The following is a 23,674-nucleotide window of genomic DNA, read 5'->3' as shown; positions in this document are numbered from 1 at the left end:
TAGTTGATTGAGCAAGGATGTGTTCCGGCGAGATTTGTTGAATCAAAAACATTAAACATAGATTTTTCTATTGTTGTAATTCTATGTTTAATGTTCTATTCTTCCTGTATCGTTAATACAGGAAGCACACAACATGCAGACCCCTACAGATACACGCAAGAAAATCCTCGTGAACGTATGGATACCACTCGTTGAGAGACTAAATGTGAAAATCAAAAATGCTTGTCTAAACCGTGACGGATTTGTTGATCGCGTCCTCAAACATGAAGCTCAGATGCTGGCAAAAGAAATCACACAACCTAATTCACCAGTAGCAAAAAAATATATTTCAAGTTGTTTGACAAAGGATATGGTTACACCTGTAAATTTCTCTCTTAGTGAAGAAACAGCTAATATTATAACGAATGAGTGTAAGCGTCTTAACATCCCTCGTGATTCTTTTATCAATAGAGTTCTTTTCTTGCTAGTCGTTCCAGAAAGCACAATTGATGAAGTATTTTTTAAATTCAGTGATGGTGAATATGAGTATGAACAGAAAATGGGGGATTATAGCGATTACACAACTGATTGTGATGAGAAATACATATCATGGCAATCCAGTTTAATTGATATAGTTAATGACTATATTGAAGCTGATCCTTTCTGGTATTTGCGAAGCTGCCTTTACGGAAAGCAAAAAACATACAACATAGAAGGAGCCTCATTGTTGCATGGTCAGTTTATTGAACGTAATGCACTTGCTGAACTACCAGATAATGATTCATTGAAGACAGATAATGCACTTTTTCTTAATTGCATAATGCAGGGAAATGCTTTTGATAATTTCGATGGGTTCCTTGAGAATCTTAAATTTCACGATCATTTAAATAAGGAGAAAGAAGAACGTAAGCAAAAACGTGAAAATATCAAACAGCAGGATCAGGCAAAGAGAGAGAGGCAACCCAAATGAACATGACAAATCACGCAGCAGTCCGCGCCCAGCAACGTTGCATTCCGCCACTCATTGACCAATGGCTCGACCAGTTTGGTGAGAAAGCCTACGACGGTCATGGCGGTGTGCGCCGTTACTTTAGCCAATCCAGTGTCCGTACAATGGAGCGGACATACGGACGTGAACCTATTCACAAATTGTTACCCGATTACCGTAGTGTGTATAAAGTCGTCAGCACCCAAGATGGTCGCACAATCACTGTTGGACACCTGACAAAACGCATAAAGAGAGGTTGATTATCATGCAAGCAGTAACATTAAAATCCACTGATCCCGTTTCAGTAAAATTCGTCGAATTAATTTTCAATCACAAGGTTTAAACCACCGGCTTTAGCCGGTCAGCTTTAGCTGCGATAATGCGCTGTATGAACGAAGCGAGGTGCAGCATGGATTACCGCTATGGCAGTCACACGGTCTATCAGATTGAGTATCACTTTGTTTGGGTGACGAAATACCGTTACAAGGTGTTGACGGGAGAAGTAGCGCAGCGTGTGCGTGAGCTTGTTCGGCAGACTTGCGAGGCATTTGAGATCAGGATAGTCAAAGGCGTGGTGAGCAAAGACCATGTGCATATCTTGGTGAGTTGCCCGCCGGAACTAGCACCGAGTGAAATCATGCGTCGGATCAAGGGAAGGACATCCAGTCGGCTGTTTGAGGAGTTCCCCCATGTGAAGAAACGTTACTGGGGAAGGCATTTTTGGGCACGCGGGTATTTCTGCGCCACCGTGGGTCAAATGACGGAAGAGATGATCAAACAGTATTTGGAGCATCACTTTGAGCCAAATCCAAACGACCATTTCAAGATGGAACCGGAGTAAGCGTACCGACACGTCGTTTAGCCGACGTGTATCCGGGACTTTCAGTCCGTAGCAAAAAAACCCACCAGCTTTAGCTGGTGGTTGTTTAGTCACTCGTTAAGCAACATTGCAGATGATTTGAAAATGGCATGTGCAGAAGCCAGTTTGGAAGGCAATTTCTCTAGAGTTCTTGAACTCTCCCAATCTTCAATGCAACTACAAGCTTTTGCTAAAGATACCAGTTCCTTGATGGAACGCTGGCAAGTGGGTGTTACGCATAAAACGGAACTGCCAAAAAAGCAACTTACTCACTCTAAACATCGTGATCATGTTAGCGCACGTAAAAAACTCCGTGTAACTTTAGCGGGTAAAGTTTTCCAAGAGTCTAAGGCAACTGATACGTTTGTAAGTGTTTTGGAGTGTATTGGCTTTGAGCGTGTTGCCAAGTTGAATAAGCGTCTGTCAGGAATTCCATTAGTTTCAAAAACAGCCAAAACAGACTACCAAAGCCAAAAAAAGGTTGGTATGTGGTATGTCACAAGACATTCATCGGTCGACAATATGAAGAAGCTGCTGGATGAAGTTGGCAAAGAATTGAATTTATTGATGTCGGTATCAGTGTTAGAGCCATCAGTGAAGTGAGTATTATAACGCTGATGGCTGAAATAAAAACACCTGCTGATAGGGAATCTAGCAGGTGTAATAAGTGCGACATTCTGCGTCCTTATTGTAGATTCTCCACCACTTTTTGACATAAGGTCTTCTTCTTTGATGGCGTGTCGAACAATATTTGCGTTGCCAATGCCATTTTCACAAAGTAAGCCATAACCGTATTAATCTTGCCGCCCAAAATACTGATCAATCGCCTCCAAACTAAACCCCTGATACGCAAACGCATACCCTGCAAACGCCTGTTCCAGCTTCACCGCCTTGTGCTGCAATGCCGGGATGCGGATGCGATCCGGGTTCATTTTCACTTCCCCGACCAGCACTTGCTTGTCCAGATCGTTGACCGCGACCACATCAATCTCATTCTGGTTGCCGCGTTCCCAATAGCTGCCAATCTGGTTGTAATGGCCTGTGCCTGTCAACAGGACGTGAAACAGGCGTTCCAATACCATGCCGCTGTAAGTGGAGAGGTCACGTTCCAGAATGCGCTTGATGTAGGCGAAGTTTTCGGCCTCCACTGCGCTGTTGTTGCGATAAATGAAACGGAACCAGAAATTCAGGAAATTATCCTTGATGAAGTATTTCTGGACTTTGCTGCCCGGTTTGGCGTTGATGGGTTTGCGCACGGCGATGACATCGTATTCATCCTGTAAGCGCACCAGATAACCGCTGACATTGGTGGCAAGGATGGATTCCAGTTCCCCACGCCCGGTTTTGCCGCTCGCCAGTAATTCCAGAATGGAGAAATAAGTGGCGTATTCCTTGCCGAATTCTTCGATCAGCACATGCTTGCCTTCCTCCAGAAACGGCGAGTTTTTGCTGAAGACAAAATCCATGATGGCATCGCGCCCATACACGGCATTGTCGTGCAGAATTTCAAGGTAGCGCGGAATACCACCTGTCAGCAGATACGCATAAAACAGGTTTTCAGGGGTGTATTGCTGCGCCTGTTGCAAGATGTCGTGGATGGTTTGCGGCTTGAAAGGTTTCAGATATAGGATGCGGTCAGCCCGCCCGAACAGAGGTTCTTTGTTGTTCTGGAAGATTTTGACCATCAGTGAATGGACGGAACCGACAAACATCAAGTGAATGCGGGTTTGCTGCCGATACTGATCCCACAGGTTCTGGATTTCTGAATACACCGCCGGATTAATGCGGTAAAACTCCTGAAATTCGTCAATGATCAGCACGTAAGGCTGGGTTTTGCCGATTTCCAGCAACAACCGGAACACATCGCGGAAGTGCTGGATGTCGCCGAACACCGGCACGTCGAAGGTGTTTTTAATGATGTCGGTGCATTCCGCGCAGAGCAGTGCTTCACTTTTCTTGGCAATGAACAGGTACAGGCTTTGCCCACCTTTGCATGATTCTCTGGCAAGCAAGGTTTTACCTACCCGCCGACGACCGGTCATGACGGTCATTTTACCGCCGGAGGTGGCTTGTGCGGTTATCGCCCGCAATTGGGCGAGTTCGTCTTCCCTGCCGTAGAATTTCATTATAGTAACCTAGGTTATCGTAATGCAGGTTACTATAGTTGCTTTTGTGGGAATCCGCGAGTCCCACAGGCATTTTCCAGCCGAATACGTTAGGATGCGCCTTTTGGTATTTTGGGAGCAGACGGCATGGGTTATCAGCGTCGAGCAGCGATTTGGGTAACGCTAGGCGTAGCCGCCATCGGGTTAGTGGCTTGTAAGCCTGCGCCCGACGATTATAAACCAAGCGCTGGCAAAACAAGCACTGGCGCTGAGTCCGTCACCTGCCCCTCACACCAGTGGGTCAAGGCAAGCAATGGTGTCGAGGTCAATTATGCGCATATCTTTTGCGGCGAGTTGAACAATAAGGGGCGGGTAGTCGGTTTCCATTCGCGCCCGCAAGGTAGTGACCCGCAAACGGTAGCCGATGTGCGCATTACTCAAAAACCCAATAAGCAGGGGATTTACGCGGGGCAATGGGAGTTGGTCGGCAACAAGGGGGAGGACAAATTTTCCACCTTTTATCCTGACCATTGCACCCCGACTCAAGTGATCAATACCATCGGGTATGCCGCCCGCAATCAGCAAAACTGCCCGAAAAGTGCGCCCAATTGGGCATGGTGCGGGGCTAATTCCCCCAAACAGGATCAGTCGGATGCGTATTGCCGCAGTGCTGACGGCACGCCTTACCTGATTGCGGGTGCATCGTCGTCCCGTGGCGGTGTGAATACCGCCTTCCCCCTACGCTAACCCACTGCTTGAGGAGCAATACCGATGATACATGAACACGAATGGCAGCAATGGCAACAACAAGGCGCAGGTTACGCCGCCACCGCCGCCTTTTTGCTGCTGGATGTGCAAACCAACCTGACCATGCTGGCAACCTTACAGACAACCCTAGACAAAATCCGAGAAAACCCTGCCGATACTGAAGCCTATGCCATCAGCGGCAACAGCTATTTTGTGCAGTTGCAGCCGCAGCAGGTTTTGATCGAGGAACTGTATGGCGATGATGATGCTGAGCCTGTCAGCATCAGTTTGGATGCATTTGGCGAGGCATTGGGGTATTGGCACGACCGGATCACGGCTGATAGCCACTCACCCGAATCCTGAGTTAAATCATACGTTGCTGGCGTGATTGGTATTACAATACCCGCTTGAACACAACATAAAACGGTTCATCTGCCATGCCATCATCATTCTCTGCTGGCGTAGGTCAGCAAGGTCACGACCATTTATTGCATCGCTTGCACGACTTGCAACATTGTTTCTTGCACATTCCCCCACTGGAAATCGCCCCGCTCGCGGCAGAGCTTGAGCTGCCCATCAGCCAAGTAGAAGCCGTGATTGATTTCTACAGCTTTTTCCACCGCACTCCACGCGGGCGCATTGACCTGCTATTCAGCAATTGCACCAGTTGCGGCGATTTGACGCTGATGCATAGGCTGTGCGAATTGCTGGGCGTTACCCCCGGCATTACCCGTGCGGATGGTGCGGTCAGCATTGATGAAACCTCTTGCTTGGGCATGTGTGATCAAGGCGCATCAGCGTTAGTGAACGGGCGCATCCTCACCAAACTCACCGCGCAACACTTGCCGTCGCTGGCGGCGCTAATTAATGCAGGAACACCGCTGGATGATTGGCCTGCGGAATGGTTTGCCGTGCAAGATAATATCCGCCAGACAGGTTTGCTGCTTAGCGATAACATGCCAGCGGGTGCTGGCTTACGCGCTGCGTTGCAAGGCGGGGCGGAAAACCTGCTGGCTGAAATCAAGCAATCCGGTTTGCGCGGACGTGGCGGTGCAGGCTTCAACACCAGCCTGAAATGGCAATTGTGCCGTGCCGCACCCGCTACGCCCCGTTATGTGGTGTGCAATGCCGATGAAGGCGAACCCGGTACGTTCAAGGATCGGGTTTTGCTGAACAGCTACGCGACGCAAGTGTTTGAAGGCATGGCGCTGTGTGCTTATGCCATCGGAGCGCAACACGGTTATCTGTATTTGCGCGGTGAATACCGTTACCTCTTGCCGCCACTGGAAGCAACGCTCAACGAGATGCGTGAAGCTAACTTGCTGGGCGCAAACATTCTCAAGCAGCCTGATTTCCATTTCGACATCAGCATTGTGATGGGAGCGGGCGCGTACATTTGCGGTGAAGAATCTTCCTTGCTGGAATCGTTGGAACAGAAACGCGGTGTGCCACGGGTACGCCCCCCGTTTCCGGTGACGCACGGCTATTTGGGGCAGCCTACCGTAGTCGACAATGTGGAAACGCTGGTCGCCGCCACCCACATTGCGGTGCACGGCGGGGAATGGTTCAGGGCGCATGGCACGGCGCAATCCGCAGGCAGCAAGGTGCTCAGCGTCAGTGGCGATTGCACCGCCCCCGGCATTTACGAATACCCCTTTGGCATTAGCGTGCAAGACTTGCTGGAAGCGTGCGGTGGGCAAGACGCGCAAGCCGTACAAGTCGGCGGGCCTTCTGGCGCATTGATCGGGCGGGCGGAATTTGGGCGCAAGCTGGCATTTGAAGACCTTGCGACGGGTGGTTCGATCATGGTGTACGGCGCACAGCGTGATTTGCTGGCGGTGGTGCGTAATTTCAGTCACTTTTTTGCGCACGAAAGTTGCGGTTTTTGCACGCCTTGCCGCGTGGGTACGCCGTTATTGCGCAAGTACATCGACAAGATTGCTTCCGGGCATGGCACACCTTACGACCAAGCCGAAATGGCGCGGCTGGCAATGGTGGTGAAACGGCGTTCGCATTGCGGGTTGGGGCAAACGGCAGCAAACCCGGTGCTGGATTTGCTGGAACGTTTTCCGCAGGTTTGCACCGAGCGTTTGCTGCATCAGGATTACGCGCCGTTCTTCAATCTGGATGCGGCACTCAATACCAGCCGCGAATTGACTCACCGCGATGATGCGGAGGCGCATTTGTCATGAACAACACACTCTTTATCGACGGGCAAGCCGTCCCCTTCGAAGCGGGGCAAACCATTATGGATGCGGCACTCGCGGCGGGTATCTACATCCCGCATTTATGCCACAAGCCGGGGCTAACACCGCACGGCAGTTGCAAACTGTGTACGGTGGAAGTGGACGGGCGCAGTGCATCCGCTTGCACCTTGCCTGCCAGTAATGGGATGCAGGTCGCCAACAATACCGCTGCTCTCAACGAAGTACGCAAAACTCTGACCCAGATGTTGTTCGTGGAAGGCAATCACCTGTGCCCAACATGCAGTAAAACCGGCGATTGCACCTTGCAAGCGTTGGGCTACCACTTTGGGATGCTGGATGGGCATTTCCCGCCGTTTTACCCGCGCCGCGAAGTCGATGCTTCCCACCCCACTGTGATGCTGGATCGTGACCGCTGCATTCTGTGCGAATTGTGTGTCCGTGCTAGCCGCGAGGTGGATGGTAAGAACGTGTTTGCGATTAGCGGACGCGGGGCGCAATCCCACCTCATCGTGAATACCGCCAGTGGTAAGTTGGGCGATAGCGATTTGCAAGCCGAAGATTTGGCTGCGCGTATTTGTCCGGTCGGTGCGATTCTGAGCAAGGGGCATGGGTACGAAGTGCCGATTGGCTTGCGCACGTTTGACCGGCATTCGGTGGCAGAATCCGATGTGGCTACCCCCATCACCTTGCAAAAAACGGAGCATCACGATGTCTAAAATCCGTATCGCTACCACGTCGTTGGCGGGTTGTTTCGGTTGCCACATGTCGTTTCTGGATATGGATGAGCGACTGGTTGGCTTGCTGGAACACGTTGAGCTTGACCGTTCCCCGCTGACGGATATTAAACATTGCGGGCCGTGTGACATTGGTTTGGTGGAAGGCGGTTTGTGCAATGCTGAAAACGTGCAGGTGCTGCGTGAATTTCGCCAGCAATGCAAAATCCTGATTGCGGTCGGGGCGTGCGCCATCAATGGCGGCGTACCGGCAATGCGCAACCACTATTCGGTGCAGGAATGTTTGGAAGAAGCCTATGTAAACGGTGTGGGCGTGGATAACCCGATGATTCCGTCCGACCCTGAATTGCCGTTGCTGCTATCCAAGGTTCACCCGCTGCACGAGGTGGTGCGGGTGGATTATTACCTGCCGGGTTGCCCGCCATCGGGCGATGCGTTTTTCACCATTTTGAGCGACTTGTTGGCGGGAAAAGAACCTTCCCTGTCGAAAGCCATGCTGCATTACGATTGAGGGTCTGGACATGGAACACACTGCAAGCAACACGCGCCGCATTGCCATTGACTCGGTGTCACGGGTGGAAGGACACGGCAAAATTACCCTGCTGCTGGATGCTGACAACCACATACAGGAAGCGCGTCTGCACATTGTCGAATTTCGCGGCTTTGAAAAATTCATCCAAGGTCGCCCGTATACGGAAGTGCCGTATTTCGTGCAACGCTTGTGCGGCATTTGCCCGGTGTCGCACCATTTGGCAGCCGCAAAAGCAGTCGATCAGATTGTCGGGGTGGATGAGCTGACCTCCACTGCCACCAAATTGCGTCGCTTGCTGCATTTTGGGCAGGTATTGCAATCGCACGCCCTGCATTTTTTCCACCTGTCTTCGCCCGACTTTCTGTTCGGTTTCGGTTCAAATCTGTTGCACCGTAACATTGTTGGTGTGCTGGAAGATTACCCCGAACTGGCGCTCAAAGGCGTTAAACTGCGCAAGTACGGGCAGCAAGTGATCGCGGCGATTGCAGGCAAACGCATCCACGGCACGGCAGCCATACCGGGCGGTATGAATAAAGCTTTGGGCGAGGCTGAACGTAAAGTTTTGCTGGGCGACATTGCCGACATTATTGCTTGGTCGCAGGATGCGGTGACATTGAATGAAACCATCCACCTGCAACACCCGGAAAACCATGCGTTCGCTACCTTGTCGACCAATTATCTGGGCATGGTCGGGGCGCAAGGCGAACTGGAATTGTACCACGGTGGGCTGCGTGCCAGCCGTGCAGATGGCAGTAATGTTTTCGACCAGTTTGATTACAGCGGTTACGGTTCGGCGATTCGTGAAGAAGTGCGCAATTGGTCGTACATGAAATTCCCTTACCTGACGGCATTGGGCAAGGAAAACGGCTGGTATCGGGTGGGGCCACTGGCACGGGTCAATCTATGCGATAGCATTTCTACACCGTTGGCGGAAGCCGCACGGTTGCGTTTCCGTGCATTTGCTGGGGGCGCGTATGTGCACGATACCTTGGCTTATCACTGGGCGCGAATGATTGAAGTGCTGCATTGCGCCGAATCTATCCAACAGTTGCTCAATGACCCCGATATTACCGGCACGGATTTGGTGGTGTCCGGTGGCGAAAAACACCGCGAAGGTATCGGCGTGATCGAAGCCCCACGCGGGACGTTGTTCCACCACTACCAAGTCGATGAGCAAGGTTTGATTGAAAAAGCCAATTTGATCGTTTCCACCACTAGCAATAATCAGGCGATGAATGAGTCGGTACGCTCGGTGGCTAACCGGTATTTGGATGGGCAGGAAATTACCGAAGGCTTGCTCAATCATCTGGAAGTGGCAGTGCGGGCGTATGACCCGTGTTTGTCGTGCGCGACCCATGCGTTGGGCAAAATGCCATTGCAGGTGGAGTTGGTCAGCCATGAGGGGGCGTTACTGAACCGGGTGGTGAAGAATAGTGGGTAATATCCCCCCGATCCTGCTGTTCGGCTATGGCAATCTGGGGCGCGGCGATGATGCCCTCGGCGTATTGTTGTTGGAAGCAATTGCGGCGCAACACTTGCTCGGTGTGGAATGCCAAACCGATATGCAGCTTCAGGTCGAACACATTACCGATTTGGTGGGGCGTGAATGCGTGCTGTTCATGGATGCGGATATGACCTGTGCCGCCCCGTATGTGGTGGAGCCGCTCACCGCGCAACAGGATGGCAGTTACACGAGTCATGCGATGTCGCCTGCGGCGGTGCTTTATGCTTTCCGGCAAGTGTACGGGTTGGATGCACCGCCAGCTTACCTGTTGCACATACGCGGCTATGCGTTTGAATTGGGGGATGCGTTAACGGAACCAGCAGCGGGAAATCTGGCGGCAGCACTGGCATGGGTACAGCACTTTATTCGCAAAAAAGCGTGGAAAATATGACTTTTGTCGCTTATATCGTGTACTAATTCCCCTATGATCTATGTGCAGTGCAACATTTTTCGGATTAAGGAGTATCACTATGCATAAGATTATGACCGACTTGCATCAAGATCATGTCAATCTGGCAAAGTTGTTGAAGTTGCTTGAGCAACAGGCTGGTTTGCTCGCCACCGGCGGGGATGCGGATTTGCTGTTAATGACCGATATTGCTGATTATATTCGTCGCTATTCCGACCAGATTCATCACCCGAAGGAAGATAGCATCTACCGCGTTTTTAGTGCCCGTTCCGATGCAGCGGAATCTGTCGTTGGGGCGTTGCTGGCGGAGCATCAAGATTTACCTGCAACCACCCGTGAATTCCAAGGTTTGCTGGACAATGTGATTAATGACAGTGCCATCTTGAGCCGCCAAGAGCTGCAAGACAAAATCACGGCATTTATTGATGCTCAGAAAGCCCATCTGAACACCGAGGAAGCCGAGCTATTCCCACTGATCAATAGCACCTTGGATGCGGCTGATTGGATCGCCGTCGAGCAATCCGTTGAGGAGCATAGCGACCCATTGTTTGGGCATCAGCTCATGGAGCGTTACCGTAATGTGCACCGTTTAGTGATGCAGCAACGCGCTTGATATGAGCCGCCGCCTTTGCGTTTCCGCGAGGCGGCGGCGGGAACAAATGCTATAACGGCCAAAACCATAAAATGGCAGGGATAGTGGCACAACCCGCTAGGATATTCATGGGAATACCAATTTTCAGGTAATCCGATACGCGATAACCACCAGGGCCATAGACCATCAGGTTGGTCTGGTAGCCGATCGGCGTCATGAAACTGGCGGAGGCGGCAAACATGATGGCAATGGCAAATGGCATGAAATTTACCCCCATTTGTTCTGCAATCGCCATGCAAATCGGGAACATGAGCGCTGCTGCCGCATTATTGGTAATGACTTCGGTAAACAGGGAAGTCAGTGCATACACCAACACCAGCGCCATCACGGGTGTCAAATGCCCGCCACTCATTACCGCCTCGGCAATCAAATGTGCTGCCCCGGTTTTTTCCAACGCTGCACCTAGGGCGAACGATGCGCCAATCACCGTCAATACGGTAAAATCCAGCGAACGCCGCGCCAGTCCCGCATTCAAGCACCGTGTCAGCAACAACGCTCCCGCCGCTAACCAGGCAGCGTGCAAAATGGGAATGATTTCAAAAGCGCTCAATACCACCATCACCCCCAGAATACCCAGTGCCAGTTGGGCTTTCTGGAAATTGGGCGGGCTTGAATCCTCCAGAGCACTCACCAACAGAAAATCTTTGCGGAAACCGTATTGCTTGGCGAATTCCTTGCCAGCTTCCATCAACAGGGTATCGCCCACTTGTAAGTGTGTATTCAGCCCTTTATCCGGCAAGGTATCACCGCCACCCCGCGACACTGACAATACCACTGCCTGATAGGAACCGAGGAAATCGCATTCCTGCAAGGTCTTACCCAAAAACGGGAATTCCGGGCCAATTACCGCTTCGACCAAGCGCCGCCGGAAATGCACAATCCCCAAGTGGTGAATATCCTCATTCGCCGGTTTCAACCCCTGAATACTGCGCAACTCATGTGCACAGCGTGGCGCACCAATGAATGCCAGCCGGTCAGCCGCTTGCAACACGAAATCGGCAGATGGGCTTTGGATAATCTCACCATTGCGTTCCAGTTCAGCCAGATAGCCGTAGCCGAGATTGGTCAAACCGGCGGCTGATAGTGTTTTTCCCACCAACACGCCTGTCTCTACCAGCATTTCCACATGGTATTCGCGCACCTTGTCTAGATCATCCGCGACCCCGGTGCGGCTAGGCAGCAAACGGTTGCCGAATAACAGCAGAAAGGTACTGCCCACCGCCAGCAAGATTAAGCCGACCCCCGTGATGTCAAACACGCCGAGACTGCCATGCCCGCTTTTTTCCAGCAAACCATTGACGACAAGATTGGTGCTCGTGCCAATCAGGGTGCACGTTCCCCCCATGATGGTAATGTAGCTCAGCGGCAGTAACAATTTGGAAGGTGGCAATTTCAAACGCTTGCACCAGTCCTGAATCGCCGGAATCAGCATCGCCACCACCGTGGTATTGTTCATAAAAGCACTCAATGCCGCCGTCGGTACTAACATGCGGAATTGCGCCCCGCGCACACTTGCCGGTTGCCCCAGCAAGCGCCGGGTAATGCATTGGATCGCGCCGGTTTCACGTAATCCGGCGGCGACAATGTACAAGGCGGCAATGGTCATTAGCCCGGTGTTGGCAAATCCGGCAAAGGCTTCATCCGGTTGCAAGACGCCTGTCACCATCAGGATGATCAGTGCCGTCATCAAAATCAGGTCAGGTGCAATCCGTGATAGCGCCAGAAAGCCCAAGACCCCCAGTACCAAGCCAATGGCAAGTATTCCTTCCCAACCCATAACTGCCTCCTTTAGCTGACCATCCCTGCACCAACGGTATTATTGGTGCTTGCGTCAATCACGATAAATGCACCTGTGCCACGATTCTGTGCATAGGCATCCACGAATAGCGGTTGCGCCAACTTGAAAGTGACGTTGGCAATATCATTCATCGCCAACTGATTCACCGCTTGTTGTTCCAAGCTGTTTACGTCCACACGGTAGGCAATGTCCGCCAGCTTCGCTTTGGTATCGCGGGTGGTATGACGGATCAGGTAAGTCCGCGCCCGATCCAGCGGGCTTTCCGCCAACCAGCACACCGTTGCTGCCAATTGCTTGGTTTGCGCCGGTAATTCGCCCGTTTTCACGATCATGTCACCACGGGAAATGTCGATTTCATCCGCCAGCAACAGCGTGACCGATTGTTCGGTGGCGGCATCGGCTAATGCTGCGCCGCCGAGTTCAATTGCCTTCACCGTGCTGCTTAAACCGGATGGCAAGACTGTTACGCTGTCACCCACGGCAATGCTGCCGGATTCGACGCGCCCCATGAAGCCACGGTAATCGTGCAGTGCGGGATTGCTGGCATCCTGCGGGCGGCACACGTATTGCACCGGGAAACGGAACGCGGCGGCATGGCGGCGCTGTGCACTCGGCGTGGTTTCCAGAATCTCCATCAGCGTTTGGCCTTGATACCAGTTCAGGTTCTCGCCACGATCCACCACCATGTCGCCGTTGAGGGCGGAGAGTGGGATGAATTGCACTTCGCGAATCCCCAATTGTTCGGCAAAGTCCAGATAATCGCGTTTGATTTCTTCAAAACGTGCCTGACTAAACTCGACCAAATCCATTTTGTTGACGGCAACCAGCAAGTGCGGAATTCCCACCAAATGCGCCAGATACGAATGACGGCGAGTCTGGGTCAGCACGCCTCTCCGCGCATCCACTAGGATAATCGCCAGATTCGCGGTGGACGCTGCTGTCACCATGTTGCGGGTGTATTGCTCATGCCCCGGCGCGTCGGCAATGATGAATTTGCGTGTACCGGTGGTGAAATAGCGGTATGCGACGTCAATGGTGATGCCTTGTTCACGTTCGGCTTGCAAGCCATCGGTGAGCAGCGATAAGTCCACCTCCTGCATTCCGCGCCGTTGCGAGGTTTTGGTAATGGCGCTCAGGGTATCCGCCAGAATCGCTTTGGAATCAAACAGCAAACGCCCAATCAAGGTGCTTTTGCCATCATCCACACTGCCGCAGGTCAACAGGCGCAGCAAGCCGTGGTCTTCAATCGGATGTGTCATTAGAAATACCCCTCTTTTTTGCGTTGTTCCATGGCCGCTTCGGAGGCTTGGTCATCCAAGCGGGTCGCGCCGCGTTCGGTAATGGTCGTAGTCGCCGTTTCCGCAATGATTTTTTCAATCGAATCCGCATCCGAAATCACCGGCGCAGTACAGGTAATGTCGCCGACGGTGCGGAAGCGTACTTGCAGGTCGACAATTTCCTCACCCGGTTTCGCGGGGGTAATGTCTGTGACTGGTACGATGGAACCTTGACGGTACACAATCGGGCGGGTATGCGCGAAATAGATGCTGGGCAATTCCAGCCCTTCACGCTCGATGTATTGCCACACGTCCAGTTCCGTCCAGTTGGAAATTGGGAAGGCGCGGATGTTTTCGCCCTTGTGGCTGCGGGCGTTGTACAGATTCCACAGTTCGGGGCGTTGGTTTTTCGGATCCCATTGCCCGAATTCGTCACGGAAGCTCATGATGCGTTCTTTGGCACGGGCTTTTTCTTCGTCGCGGCGTGCGCCACCGATGCAAGCGTCGAAACCGTGTTCTTCAATCGCTTCCAGCAAGGTGACGGATTGGTGTTTGTTGCGCGATTCGCTTTCATGCTTGAGCATGACAGTGCCGCGTTGCATGGAATCTTCCACCGAACGCACGATTAAGCGTTCGCCGATTTCCGCCGCTTTACGATCCCGGAAGGCGATGACTTCGGGGTAGTTATGCCCAGTGTCGATGTGCAGCAAAGGGAACGGAAAACGTCCGGGGCGAAAGGCTTTTTCTGCCAAGCGCAGTAAGCAGATGGAATCTTTGCCGCCAGAAAACAGCAGTGCCGGATTACTGCATTGCCCCGCGACTTCGCGCAGGATGTGGATGGCTTCGGCTTCCAGCCAGTCAAGGTGGTTGAGGTGCTGGTGTGCCGTTTGTTGTTGACTGAAAAACATCGTTATCTCGCTTGTTGGTTGCTGATATAACCCTGACGGATGACGAAATCACCGAAGGTTTCCGCATCACGCCGTTGTGCCGCATAAGCCGCAAACAAGGCATCCAGCGTGGTAAGAATCGCGGTTTCGTCCAGATTTTCGCGGTATAGCGTATTCAAACGATCACCGTTGAAACTCGCGCCCAGATACAGGTGGTAACGCCCCGGCGATTTGCCGATCAGGCCGATTTCACCCAGCACCGAACGCCCGCAGCCATTCGGGCAGCCAGTCATGCGGATTTTGATTTCATCGTGGCACAAGCCGTATTTGTCCAGCGACACTTCCAGCTTGCTGATCAGGTTGGGCAGGTAACGTTCCGCTTCTGCCATCGCTTGCGGGCAGGTGTTGAGCGCCACGCAGGCAATCGAGTTGCGCCGTAAACCGGACAAATGGCTGGTATCCGCTGCATAGCCATGTTCATGCAGGATGTTTTCCACCGCATCAATATTGTCTTCACGCACTCCAGTCAGGATCAGGTTCTGGTTGCCTGTCATACGAAAACTGCACAGGTTTTGTTCGGCAATGTGGCGCAGGGCTGATTTCAGACGGTGGCTGTCGTTGTCCAGCACCCGCCCGTATTCCAGCCGCAGCCCCAGATGCCACAGATCATCCGTGGTGGAACGCCAGCCGAAACGGTCGCCGGTGGTTTCAAATTCAAACGCCCGCGCCTTGCCCAAAGCGAAACCCAGCCGGGTATTCAGTTCCTGCCTGAACCAGTCCAAGCCGTGACGGTCGAGGGTGTATTTGAAGCGCGATAGCTTGCGATCCTGACGGTTGCCGTAATCGCGCTGGATGGCAACGGTATGGAAGCACACGTCCAGCACCTGTTCCGGTCTACAGAAACCAATCACTGACGCCAGCCGTGCGTAAGTGTCGTCACGCCCAAACGTGAACCCCAAACCACCACCGACGGCGACATTGAAACCGGCGAGCTTGCCGCTTTCTTCCACCGCAATCAGGCCAATGTCATTGGCGTACACATCCATGTCATTGAATGGCGGGATCGCAATGGCAATCTTGAATTTGCGTGGCAGGTAATGTTTGCCGTACAGCGGTTCAATTTCTTCGACTTCACCACCCGCCACCAGCGTTTTACCCTCGGCTTCATCCAGCCAGATTTCGTGGTAGGCGCGGGAGCGCGGCAGCAAGTGGTCGCTGATCTTTTGCGCCCACGGGAACACCTCCGCGTGTAAGCGGGAAAGCGTGGGGTCAGGCGTACACATCACATTGCGGTTCACGTCACCACACCCGGCAATGCTGTCGAGCAGAGCAGCATCCATCGCTTGGATGGTGTTTTTCATGTCGAACTTGATGATGCCGTGGAACTGCAAGGCTTGGCGCGTGGTAATGCGTGAGGTGCCATTGCCGTAGCGGTTGCTGATGTCGTCGAGTTTCACCCACTGATCAGCACTCAAATCACCACCCGCGACCCGCAAGCGGATCATGAAGGAATACGCCGGTTCGAGCTTTTTATCTTGCCGATGCAGGCGTACATCGCGGTCATCCTGCATGTAGGAGCCGTGAAATTTCACCAGTTGCACATGGTCTTCGCTGATAGCGCCAGTAATCGGGTTCTGGAAATCTTCCACCAGATTGCCGCGCAAATAGTTGCTGCGGTCTTTGATGTGCTCGACCGCAGAACCGTTCACCGCCAACTCGTTGAGTGGCTTGGGGTTGATGCGTGCCGTCATTACGCTGCCTTCCTCGATGAATCGCTAGTTCCGTCGTGCAGGCCGCATTCCTGATTGTGCGCTTCCCACCACCAGCGCCCGGCACGCTCGTCTTCACCTTCAGCAACGGCGCGAGTGCAGGGGGCGCAGCCAATGCTGGGGTAGAATTCAGCATGTAAGCGGTTGTAGGGGATGTCGTATTGGCGGATATACCCCCACAATTGCTCGGATGTGGCGTGCAGCAACGGGTTGAACTTCAGCAGGTCGCGCTGTTCATCACGCTCAAACAGACCCATGTCCGCACGGTAAGCCGATTGTGCCGCCCGCAGGCCGGTAATCCATACCTGTACGCCTTGCAGGGCGCGGTTGAGCGGCTCGATTTTGCGGATGTAGCAGCATTCCTTGCGGTTTTCGACCGACTCGTAAATCGCATTGATACCCTTGAGGGTGACGTAATGCTCAATGGCTTGCGTTTGCGGGTAGAACGCCTTGATCGGCTTGGCGTATTTCTTGTGGGTGGCATCCAGCACATCGTAGGTTTCGCTGAAATTGCGCCCGGTATCGAGGGTGAACACCTCAATATCCAGCCCGTTGCGGAAGATGGCATCGGTAATCACCTGATCTTCCAGCCCCAGACTGGTGGAAAAGGCAATACGCCCGTCGAAACGCTGACGCAGGGCAATCAGCGCTTCATCCAGGGGCAGCTCGGCAAAATCGGCGTGCAGGGTATGCAGCGGTGCAGTGTTCACGGTCATGGTCGTTACCTCGTTGGAATCTTGAATTTGAATACGAGGCAGTATCCGTGAAATCTTAAATCGAAAAAAACGCTATAATTCGATATGAATATCTTGAAAATGGATTTGCATCAATAACGCATTTCCGTCTACGCAAACGGATAATCCGTATACCCCAGCGCCGGATCAGTCAGCCCCACTCCGTAGAATGTCTGGAAATCGGGCGGGTTCAACGGCAGGTTTTCCTGCAAACGGCGTGGTAAATCGGGGTTGGCAATAAAGGTTTTACCGAAAGCGACCGCATCGGCATTGCCTGCCTTCAGCACTTGCTGGGCACTGGCAGCATCAAAGCCTTCGTTGGCGATGAAAAAGCCACCGAACGCCTGTTTCAGTGCCGGGCTAATGCTGTCTGCTGCCAGGTGTTCGCGGGTGAAAATGAAGGCAATCTTGCGCTTGCCCAGTTCTTGCGCCACATGGGTGAACGTCGCCAGCGGGTTGGAATCACCCATTGTGTGTGCATCGCAACGTGGCGCAAGGTGCATTCCGACCCGTGACGCGCCCCATACCCCAATCACGGCATCGGTGACTTCCAGCAGCAGCCGCGCACGGTTTTCCAGTGAGCCGCCGTAAGCATCGCTACGTTGATTGGTGCTGTCTTGCAAGAACTGGTCGAGTAAATAGCCATTTGCACCGTGGATTTCCACCCCATCAAAGCCTGCCAGTTTGGCATTCTCTGCACCCTTGCGGTAAGCGGCGACAATGCCCGGAATCTCGTCGGTTGCCAGCGCACGCGGCACTTCGTAAGGTTTCTCTGGGCGTATCAGGCTGACATGCCCTTCCGCCGCAATCGCGCTGGGGGCAAGCGGCAATTCACCCTGCAAATAGCTCGAATCGGAAATGCGCCCGACGTGCCAAAGCTGCAAGAAAATCAGCCCGCCTGCCTGATGTACTGCGTCGGTGATTAGTTTCCATCCTTCGACTTGTTCTGGCGACCAGATGCCTGGGGTATCGGGGTAGCCAACGCCCATCGGGGTGACGGAGGTGGCTTCGGTCAATAGCAAGCCTGCGCTGGCGCGTTGCTGGTAATACTGCGCCATTAGCGCATTGGGTACACGCCCGGCACCGGCGCGGCAACGGGTAAGCGGCGCTAGGATCACGCGGTTGCGCAAGGTCAGGTCGCCCAGTTGGGCGGAATCGAATAAGGTGGTCATGCGGGTTCTCCCTGTTATGCTGGATAGCAGGGAGCTTAGCACGCATGTGCCAGTACTGTTATTTACTGTTGGTCAAAACTTAATACACGTCGCGTTGATAACGGCGTTCAGCCATCAATTGCTCCAACCACTCCGCCGCTTCCTGTGCAGTTTTGCCGCTGTGGGTTGCAACAATATCCACTAATGCTTGCTGTACATCTTTCGCCATGCGGTTCATGTCGCCGCACACGTAGACATGCGCCCCCTCCTGCAACCATTGCCACACGCTTGCGCCTTCCTCCCGCAGACGGTGCTGCACATAGATTTTCTCGGCTTGATCACGTGAAAACGCCACGCTCATACGCTCCAGCGTGCCATTGCCCAGCAGTTGCTGCCATTCGGCCTGATACAGAAAGTCGGTGCGGAAATGCTGTTCACCAAAGAACAGCCAGCTATTGCCCCGAATACCCAGTGCCTCGCGCTCGAACAGGAAACTGCGGAACGGGGCAACGCCTGTGCCTGCGCCAATCATGATGATTTTGGTCTGCGGGTCAGCGGGCAGCTTGAAATGTGGGTTGGGTTTAACGTGCACACCCGCCGTTTCCCCCGCCTGCAAACGCGCCAGCCAGTTGGAGGCAGCGCCAAAATGCTGACGGGTCTGGAATGTGTATTCCACCCGCTTGACCAGCAAATGGACTTCATCCGGGTGTGCTGTCGGGCTGGAGGCAATCGAATACTGGCGCGGTTGCAAGGGGCGCAGCAGATCCACCAGTTGTTGGGCAGACAGTTTCCCGGAAAATTCGCGTAACACATCTGCCCAGTCGGCTGCGTATAACCAATCCTGCATGGTAGTTTTGTCTGCCGCAGCCGCCTGCAATTCCGGGTGATTGAGCAGTTGCGCATAGTGGGTAAGCTGGCGACGGGTGACGCCAGTCAATTCGTGCTGATGACGCAAGGCACTGTGAAGGTCAGTCGTTGTACCATTTGATTGCACTTGCGTGCTGCCGGACAAGCCAGTCAGTTGCAGGATTTCATCCACCAGTGTCGGGTCATTGTCGAATGCCACCGCCAGAATATCACCGGGTTGGTAGTCGATCCCCGAACCTTCCAGTGACAGTTCCAGATGCAACACCTCCTTGTCTGAGCCGTTATCCGTCAGCACGATACTATTGAGCAATTCCGCATGAAACGGGTGGTCAGCACTGTATTCCTTGGCTTGTGTTACCTGTTTTGCCAAGGGATTAAGGTTGAAATGGATGCTGTTGTCGGTGTGGGTTGCTGGCGTTTTGGCGGCGACTTGCTGCTGCCATTGTGTGGCGGTGGCATTGAAGTCGACATCGCAATCGGCCCGCTCCAACAGACGGCTTGCCCCCAGTTCCGCCAAACGCTGATCTAATAGCAAGCCGGTTTGGCAGAATTCCTCGTAGCTGGAATCGCCCAGTGCCAGGATGGCGTATTCCAGCGTATCCAGACGCGGCGCACGCGCTGCTTGCAGGAAGTTGTAAAAGGCACGGGCATCGTCGGGTGGTTCGCCATTGCCGTGGGTACTGATAACCAGCACCACGCGCTGTTCCTTTTTCAATTGCTGTGGGCGGTAGTCTTTCAGATTGACCAGTACCGCGTTTGCACCTTGTGCCTGCAAACGTGCCAGCAGTTGTTCCGCCACTTTTTTGCCATTGCCGGTTTGGCTGCCGTAGAGGATGGTGGTTTTTAGTGTGTCACTGGCAGTAGCAGGCGGAGGGGCTGGTGTATCGAGCTGATGGGTCAGACCCGACAGATAACCGCTGACCCATGCGAGTTGTGCGGGTGACAAGCCATGCACTGCACCGGATACCTGTTGAAATTGCTGAGGACTTAACAGCATGTAACTGCTCCTGAAAAATGGTAAAGTGTTGGCAGTATCCTGAAACTATTTAAGTTAAAAAAACGATAAAATCAGATTTTAATATCTCAAAAAGAGATAAAAAGGAAAAGCAAACCATGACAATAACGATCTTTGCTAAAACCCCCAAAGGTATCGAGGAAGTTGAAACCAAAGCGAATGGCTTATCCCGATTGGAACGTTCGGTGCTGATTTATATTGACGGCAAGCGTACCAAGGAGGATCTCAAAGTCTTACCGCGAGTAAGTGATGAATTAAATACCATTCTGGGCGCATTGGAGACGGGGGGCTATATAATGCCCAAGCCAGTTGCGCCAAGCGATACGCGCCCCGCTCCAGCCCCTCGCTCTGACATAATGCCAGCGAAGTCGGGTATTTTTCGTGAATTGCCTGCCAAGTTTGAACCTGAGAAGTTCGACATGGCTAAGCACTTTATGATCAATACCTTGAATTTCTTCAAGGGACAATACGGGGCAACCAGTTTGGTTCGCAGTATAGATCTTTGCCAAACCCACGAAGATCTGCGCACCCACTTTGATATTTGGCATGAGGTGATTACCAGCACCAAGCAAGGGCAGAAACAGGAGCGGGAATTGCGGGAAAAGCTACTGGCGGTGTTGTGATTTCACTGTAATGAAAAATCGCCCTGCCTTGCTCGCTATCGTCCTTACGATTATTGCTTCTGTGATTCTGGCGGGCATGGATTCGCTGGGGAAAGTCCTGATGCGCGAGTTTTCGACTTTTCAGGTGACGTGGGCGCGGTTCTTATTCCATAGCGTTATTGTGTCGTTGCTGTTTTATGCGCAGGGTGTGCGGGATTTTGCTGTGACTCGTGCGCCGAAAACGCAGTTGTTGCGCGGCTTGTGTATGGTTGGCATCAATACTTTGCTGTACATGGCGATCAAGACGGTAAGTCTGGCGGAAGCGACGGCGTTGATGTATTTGTCGCCGGTACTTGTGACCTTATTCGCGGGTGTATTCTTGGGGGAACGGATTCTGCCGCGTCATTTGTTGGCGGTTGCGGGTGGGTTTGTCGGGGTGCTGGTGATTATTCGCCCCGGATTTCAAACCTTTGAACCGGCGTTGTTGTTGGCATTTTTTGCCTCACTGCTGTTGGCGCTGTATTTTCTGTTGACCCGTAAAGTGGCGGGGGTGGATGATCCGCGCACTTCGCTGTTTTATACCTCGATTGTGGGGGCAGTGGTGCTGAGTTTCCTCGTGCCGCTGTGGTGGAAAACGCCCGATGCGCTGCAATGGCTGCTGCTGATCAGCATGGGCGCGTTCGGGGCGATTGGGCATTTCCTGCTGATTAAAGCGTATACGCTGATCACCGCGTCGGAGCTGTCGCCTTGGCTGAATGCGCAGGTGGTGGCGGCGACCTTGTTCAGTGTGTTTTTGTTTCAGGATATGCTGGGGTGGAATTTCTTTGTGGGGACGGGGCTGATTGTGGGGGCTGGGTTGCTGTTGTGGTTGCATAACAGGCGGGTGTCTTGAGAGCAAAAAACACCCTTGTATTTTATCCAAATACAGCCCAAAACTACCTTGTGTTTTATACTTTTCTGCCGGGTGGTTGTTGCGTGTGCTGAAACAGCAATTCACATAAGGTCTGTATGAATTTGGTAAACCAATCTGGAAGCCCCTAAACAATCTTGTCAGCGTACCTCATTATTGATGATTAAAACTATCAATGTGCTATGATGCAAAAATTATTGTCAATCGCAATTATCGTCATTATCAGATCAAGGATTAACAAATGGCAGATCATTACTTTGGCGGCGCATGGACTGAAATCAAGTTGGAGATACTAAAAAAGTACCTCGATTTTTATACTCAGGCATTGAAAAATAAACCTTATGAACTTCTCTATATCGATGCATTTGCAGGATCAGGAAACCGCTCAGAAAAAATACCTGACGCTCCGTTACTGGGAGAAGATGAACAAAAACTGGTATACGATGGTTCTGCGAGAATAGCATTAGATATTGAACGGAAGTTTGATCGCTATCTATTTATTGAGGCTAGCAAAGAACGCTGCAATGCATTGGGGGTATTAAAAAAAGAGTATCCGTCTCAACATATAAAAATTGAAAATTCAGATGCCAATCAAGTACTTCAGAATATATGCAGTAACAAGAAAACATGGCAATCACAGAAATATCGTGGTGTTCTTTTTCTTGATCCGTATGGTAACAGTGTGGAATGGAAAACCTTGGAAGCTATCGCGTCTACCCGTTCTTTGGATGTCTGGTTTTTGTTTCCTATCAGCGGAATGAACCGACAACTCAACCATGAGTTTGAGAAAATTGAAGATTACAAGGAAAAAAATCTCAATAAGATTCTGGGCACGGATTCATGGAAAACTGAACTTTACAAAAGGGAGCAAGCACAGGATTTGTTCGGATCAACAGAAAAAGTCAGCCGTGTCAGCATGGCAGATATGGAAAAGTGGGTAAAACAGCGATTGGAAAACTGCTTTCCTTGCGTTTCAAAACCGCTGCCTCTACCACACGATAGAAAACCTCAACAGTTTTCCCTATTTTTCTGCATATCAAATCCAGATCCAAAAGCAATAGGATTGGCTTTGAAGGTTGCTAATCATATCCTTAAATCTCAGCAGTAACAGGATAGCTATCCCATATAGCACCATCCAGAGTTCGCCCATTAAGATGCTTATTACGTTTTACGCCATCTGCTCCCCAAGTTCCCCATTGCTTAAAGAAGAAACTGGAGTCTGCATCTTCACATTGTCTACGAATACTGGATACCCATTCTGGTTTCATTGGTCTTGCTTTAGGACCACTTTCACCCCCAACAATGACCCAATGAATATTCGACAGATCAATTACACCCAAATGCTCCAGCAGCGGTTCAACCGATAAAAAGCGTATTTTAGCTGGGATATGGCGTAGCTCATCAATACGCGGAACACCATATTCACGATCCTCAACAGTTACACCTAGCCAAACATTCTCCGGCACATGCAGACTCATGCAGAATTCACGCATCCGTGTAGCTCGCTTGGTTAGAATTTGATAGGTATGGTGAGGCGTTTGTCGTATTACATCAAATACCTGTTCAAGGTACTGATCAGGAATGTCTTCATGGAATAAATCTGACATGGAATTGACGAAATACATAGTCGGCTTCTTGCGGGTCAGCGGTTGTGACAAACGCTCAGTCATCAGCGATAGCTTGAAGCCGTTATCGTAGCCCGGTGTTCCCATGGCTTGTAAACGTCTTGCCATTGTTTCTGCGTAACAATGCTTACATCCCGGCGATATTTTTGTACAGCCAGTTGCCGGATTCCATGTTTGTTCTGTCCACTCAATTTTGCTTTGCGTACTCATACCATGCCCTCCGTGTTTGGGCTGTCTCAATATCCTGTTGTTTGTTCACAAACATTCATTGCAATACTTGCCATAATAAACCGAACAAAGAACGAACAAAAGCATTTTCTGAT

At 51.9% G+C, this 23,674-nt stretch carries 24 protein-coding genes; 15 read left to right on the top strand and 9 right to left on the bottom strand.

Annotated features, from left to right (window positions below):
- Positions 1–133 precede the first annotated feature (133 nt).
- From L2Y54_RS02270 to L2Y54_RS02255, 4 genes are all read left to right on the top strand, one after another.
- Positions 134–949, top strand: a complete 816-nt coding sequence (locus L2Y54_RS02270) for a hypothetical protein (protein ID WP_236499590.1) — start codon at positions 134–136, stop codon at positions 947–949.
- Positions 946–1,227, top strand: a complete 282-nt coding sequence (locus L2Y54_RS02265) for a hypothetical protein (protein ID WP_236499589.1) — start codon at positions 946–948, stop codon at positions 1,225–1,227. The genes L2Y54_RS02270 and L2Y54_RS02265 overlap by 4 nt, the downstream gene beginning before the upstream one ends.
- A 149-nt stretch (positions 1,228–1,376) precedes the next feature.
- Positions 1,377–1,808 carry an IS200/IS605 family transposase gene (tnpA, locus tag L2Y54_RS02260; RefSeq protein WP_236501979.1) on the top strand — a complete coding sequence of 144 codons (432 nt, stop codon included), beginning with the start codon at positions 1,377–1,379 and terminating at the stop codon, positions 1,806–1,808.
- Between the two features lie 123 nt (positions 1,809–1,931).
- Complete coding sequence (locus tag L2Y54_RS02255) at positions 1,932–2,429, top strand: hypothetical protein (RefSeq protein ID WP_236499588.1); 498 nt, start codon at positions 1,932–1,934, stop codon at positions 2,427–2,429.
- Between the two features lie 191 nt (positions 2,430–2,620).
- Here the strand turns inward: L2Y54_RS02255 and L2Y54_RS02250 are convergent, their stop codons facing one another.
- Positions 2,621–3,952, bottom strand: coding sequence for an ATP-binding protein (locus tag L2Y54_RS02250; RefSeq protein ID WP_236499587.1), 1,332 nt, complete (start codon positions 3,950–3,952; stop codon positions 2,621–2,623).
- A 126-nt stretch (positions 3,953–4,078) separates the two neighbouring features.
- Here L2Y54_RS02250 and L2Y54_RS02245 point away from each other — a divergent pair, with 126 nt between their 5' ends.
- The 8 genes from L2Y54_RS02245 (at position 4,079) to L2Y54_RS02210 (ending at position 10,677) form a co-directional block, all read left to right on the top strand.
- Positions 4,079–4,678: an EndoU domain-containing protein gene (locus L2Y54_RS02245; RefSeq protein ID WP_236499586.1), complete on the top strand. Its 600-nt coding sequence runs from the start codon at positions 4,079–4,081 to the stop codon at positions 4,676–4,678.
- A 24-nt stretch (positions 4,679–4,702) separates the two neighbouring features.
- Positions 4,703–5,041: a hypothetical protein gene (locus tag L2Y54_RS02240; RefSeq protein ID WP_236499585.1), complete on the top strand. Its 339-nt coding sequence runs from the start codon at positions 4,703–4,705 to the stop codon at positions 5,039–5,041.
- A 74-nt stretch (positions 5,042–5,115) separates the two neighbouring features.
- A complete protein-coding gene (locus tag L2Y54_RS02235) occupies positions 5,116–6,870 on the top strand; it encodes an NADH-ubiquinone oxidoreductase-F iron-sulfur binding region domain-containing protein (protein ID WP_236499584.1) in 1,755 nt (584 codons plus the stop codon).
- The gene (locus L2Y54_RS02230) at positions 6,867–7,601 is read left to right on the top strand and encodes a 2Fe-2S iron-sulfur cluster-binding protein (RefSeq protein ID WP_236499583.1); all 735 of its coding nucleotides are present in this window, start codon (positions 6,867–6,869) and stop codon (positions 7,599–7,601) included. The genes L2Y54_RS02235 and L2Y54_RS02230 overlap by 4 nt, the downstream gene beginning before the upstream one ends.
- Complete coding sequence (locus tag L2Y54_RS02225; RefSeq protein WP_236499582.1) at positions 7,594–8,130, top strand: NADH-quinone oxidoreductase subunit B family protein; 537 nt, start codon at positions 7,594–7,596, stop codon at positions 8,128–8,130. Before L2Y54_RS02230 ends, L2Y54_RS02225 begins: the two co-directional genes overlap by 8 nt.
- Positions 8,131–8,140: 10 nt before the next feature.
- Positions 8,141–9,592, top strand: coding sequence for a Ni/Fe hydrogenase subunit alpha (locus L2Y54_RS02220; protein ID WP_236499581.1), 1,452 nt, complete (start codon positions 8,141–8,143; stop codon positions 9,590–9,592).
- Positions 9,585–10,046 (top strand): hydrogenase maturation protease, encoded by a 462-nt coding sequence (locus L2Y54_RS02215; RefSeq protein WP_236499580.1) that lies wholly within the window; start codon positions 9,585–9,587, stop codon positions 10,044–10,046. Before L2Y54_RS02220 ends, L2Y54_RS02215 begins: the two co-directional genes overlap by 8 nt.
- Positions 10,047–10,125: 79 nt before the next feature.
- A complete protein-coding gene (locus tag L2Y54_RS02210; RefSeq protein WP_236499579.1) occupies positions 10,126–10,677 on the top strand; it encodes a hemerythrin domain-containing protein in 552 nt (183 codons plus the stop codon).
- Positions 10,678–10,726: 49 nt separating this feature from the next.
- On the opposite strand, the gene L2Y54_RS02205 is transcribed toward L2Y54_RS02210, so the two are convergent.
- The 7 genes from L2Y54_RS02205 to L2Y54_RS02175 all read right to left on the bottom strand — a co-directional run bounded on the left by L2Y54_RS02205 (position 10,727) and on the right by L2Y54_RS02175 (position 20,196).
- Positions 10,727–12,493 carry an SLC13 family permease gene (locus L2Y54_RS02205; RefSeq protein ID WP_236499578.1) on the bottom strand — a complete coding sequence of 589 codons (1,767 nt, stop codon included), beginning with the start codon at positions 12,491–12,493 and terminating at the stop codon, positions 10,727–10,729.
- 11 nt (positions 12,494–12,504) lie between these two features.
- Entirely contained in the window at positions 12,505–13,773 is a 1,269-nt protein-coding gene (cysN, locus tag L2Y54_RS02200; RefSeq protein ID WP_236499576.1) for a sulfate adenylyltransferase subunit CysN, read from the bottom strand.
- On the bottom strand, positions 13,773–14,699 hold the full coding sequence (gene cysD, locus L2Y54_RS02195; RefSeq protein ID WP_236499575.1) for a sulfate adenylyltransferase subunit CysD: 927 nt from the start codon (positions 14,697–14,699) through the stop codon (positions 13,773–13,775). Before cysD ends, cysN begins: the two co-directional genes overlap by 1 nt.
- A gap of 2 nt (positions 14,700–14,701) precedes the next feature.
- A complete protein-coding gene (locus tag L2Y54_RS02190) occupies positions 14,702–16,429 on the bottom strand; it encodes an NADPH-dependent assimilatory sulfite reductase hemoprotein subunit (RefSeq protein WP_236499574.1) in 1,728 nt (575 codons plus the stop codon).
- The gene (locus L2Y54_RS02185) at positions 16,429–17,163 is read right to left on the bottom strand and encodes a phosphoadenylyl-sulfate reductase (protein ID WP_236499573.1); all 735 of its coding nucleotides are present in this window, start codon (positions 17,161–17,163) and stop codon (positions 16,429–16,431) included. Before L2Y54_RS02185 ends, L2Y54_RS02190 begins: the two co-directional genes overlap by 1 nt.
- 128 nt (positions 17,164–17,291) lie before the next feature.
- A complete protein-coding gene (locus tag L2Y54_RS02180) occupies positions 17,292–18,353 on the bottom strand; it encodes an alkene reductase (protein ID WP_236499572.1) in 1,062 nt (353 codons plus the stop codon).
- Positions 18,354–18,432: 79 nt separating this feature from the next.
- Positions 18,433–20,196 (bottom strand): assimilatory sulfite reductase (NADPH) flavoprotein subunit, encoded by a 1,764-nt coding sequence (locus tag L2Y54_RS02175; RefSeq protein WP_236499571.1) that lies wholly within the window; start codon positions 20,194–20,196, stop codon positions 18,433–18,435.
- 116 nt (positions 20,197–20,312) lie between these two features.
- Between L2Y54_RS02175 and L2Y54_RS02170 the strand changes: the two genes are divergently transcribed.
- The 3 genes from L2Y54_RS02170 (at position 20,313) to tcmP (ending at position 22,834) form a co-directional block, all read left to right on the top strand.
- Complete coding sequence (locus L2Y54_RS02170) at positions 20,313–20,837, top strand: hypothetical protein (RefSeq protein WP_236499570.1); 525 nt, start codon at positions 20,313–20,315, stop codon at positions 20,835–20,837.
- A 10-nt stretch (positions 20,838–20,847) separates the two neighbouring features.
- Complete coding sequence (locus L2Y54_RS02165; protein WP_236499569.1) at positions 20,848–21,708, top strand: DMT family transporter; 861 nt, start codon at positions 20,848–20,850, stop codon at positions 21,706–21,708.
- Positions 21,709–21,967: 259 nt separating this feature from the next.
- Entirely contained in the window at positions 21,968–22,834 is an 867-nt protein-coding gene (gene tcmP / locus L2Y54_RS02160; protein ID WP_236499568.1) for a three-Cys-motif partner protein TcmP, read from the top strand.
- Here tcmP and L2Y54_RS02155 read toward each other — a convergent pair.
- Positions 22,818–23,561: a DUF5131 family protein gene (locus L2Y54_RS02155; protein WP_236499567.1), complete on the bottom strand. Its 744-nt coding sequence runs from the start codon at positions 23,559–23,561 to the stop codon at positions 22,818–22,820. The two genes, tcmP and L2Y54_RS02155, sit on opposite strands and share 17 nt — an antisense overlap.
- Between the last annotated feature and the right edge of the window lie 113 nt (positions 23,562–23,674).

Origin of the sequence: Thiothrix winogradskyi, assembly GCF_021650935.1 — a bacterium.
GTDB classification, from domain to species: domain Bacteria; phylum Pseudomonadota; class Gammaproteobacteria; order Thiotrichales; family Thiotrichaceae; genus Thiothrix; species Thiothrix winogradskyi.
Note: the sequence above shows the minus strand (reverse complement) of the source record. Positions and strands in the feature narration are given on the sequence as shown.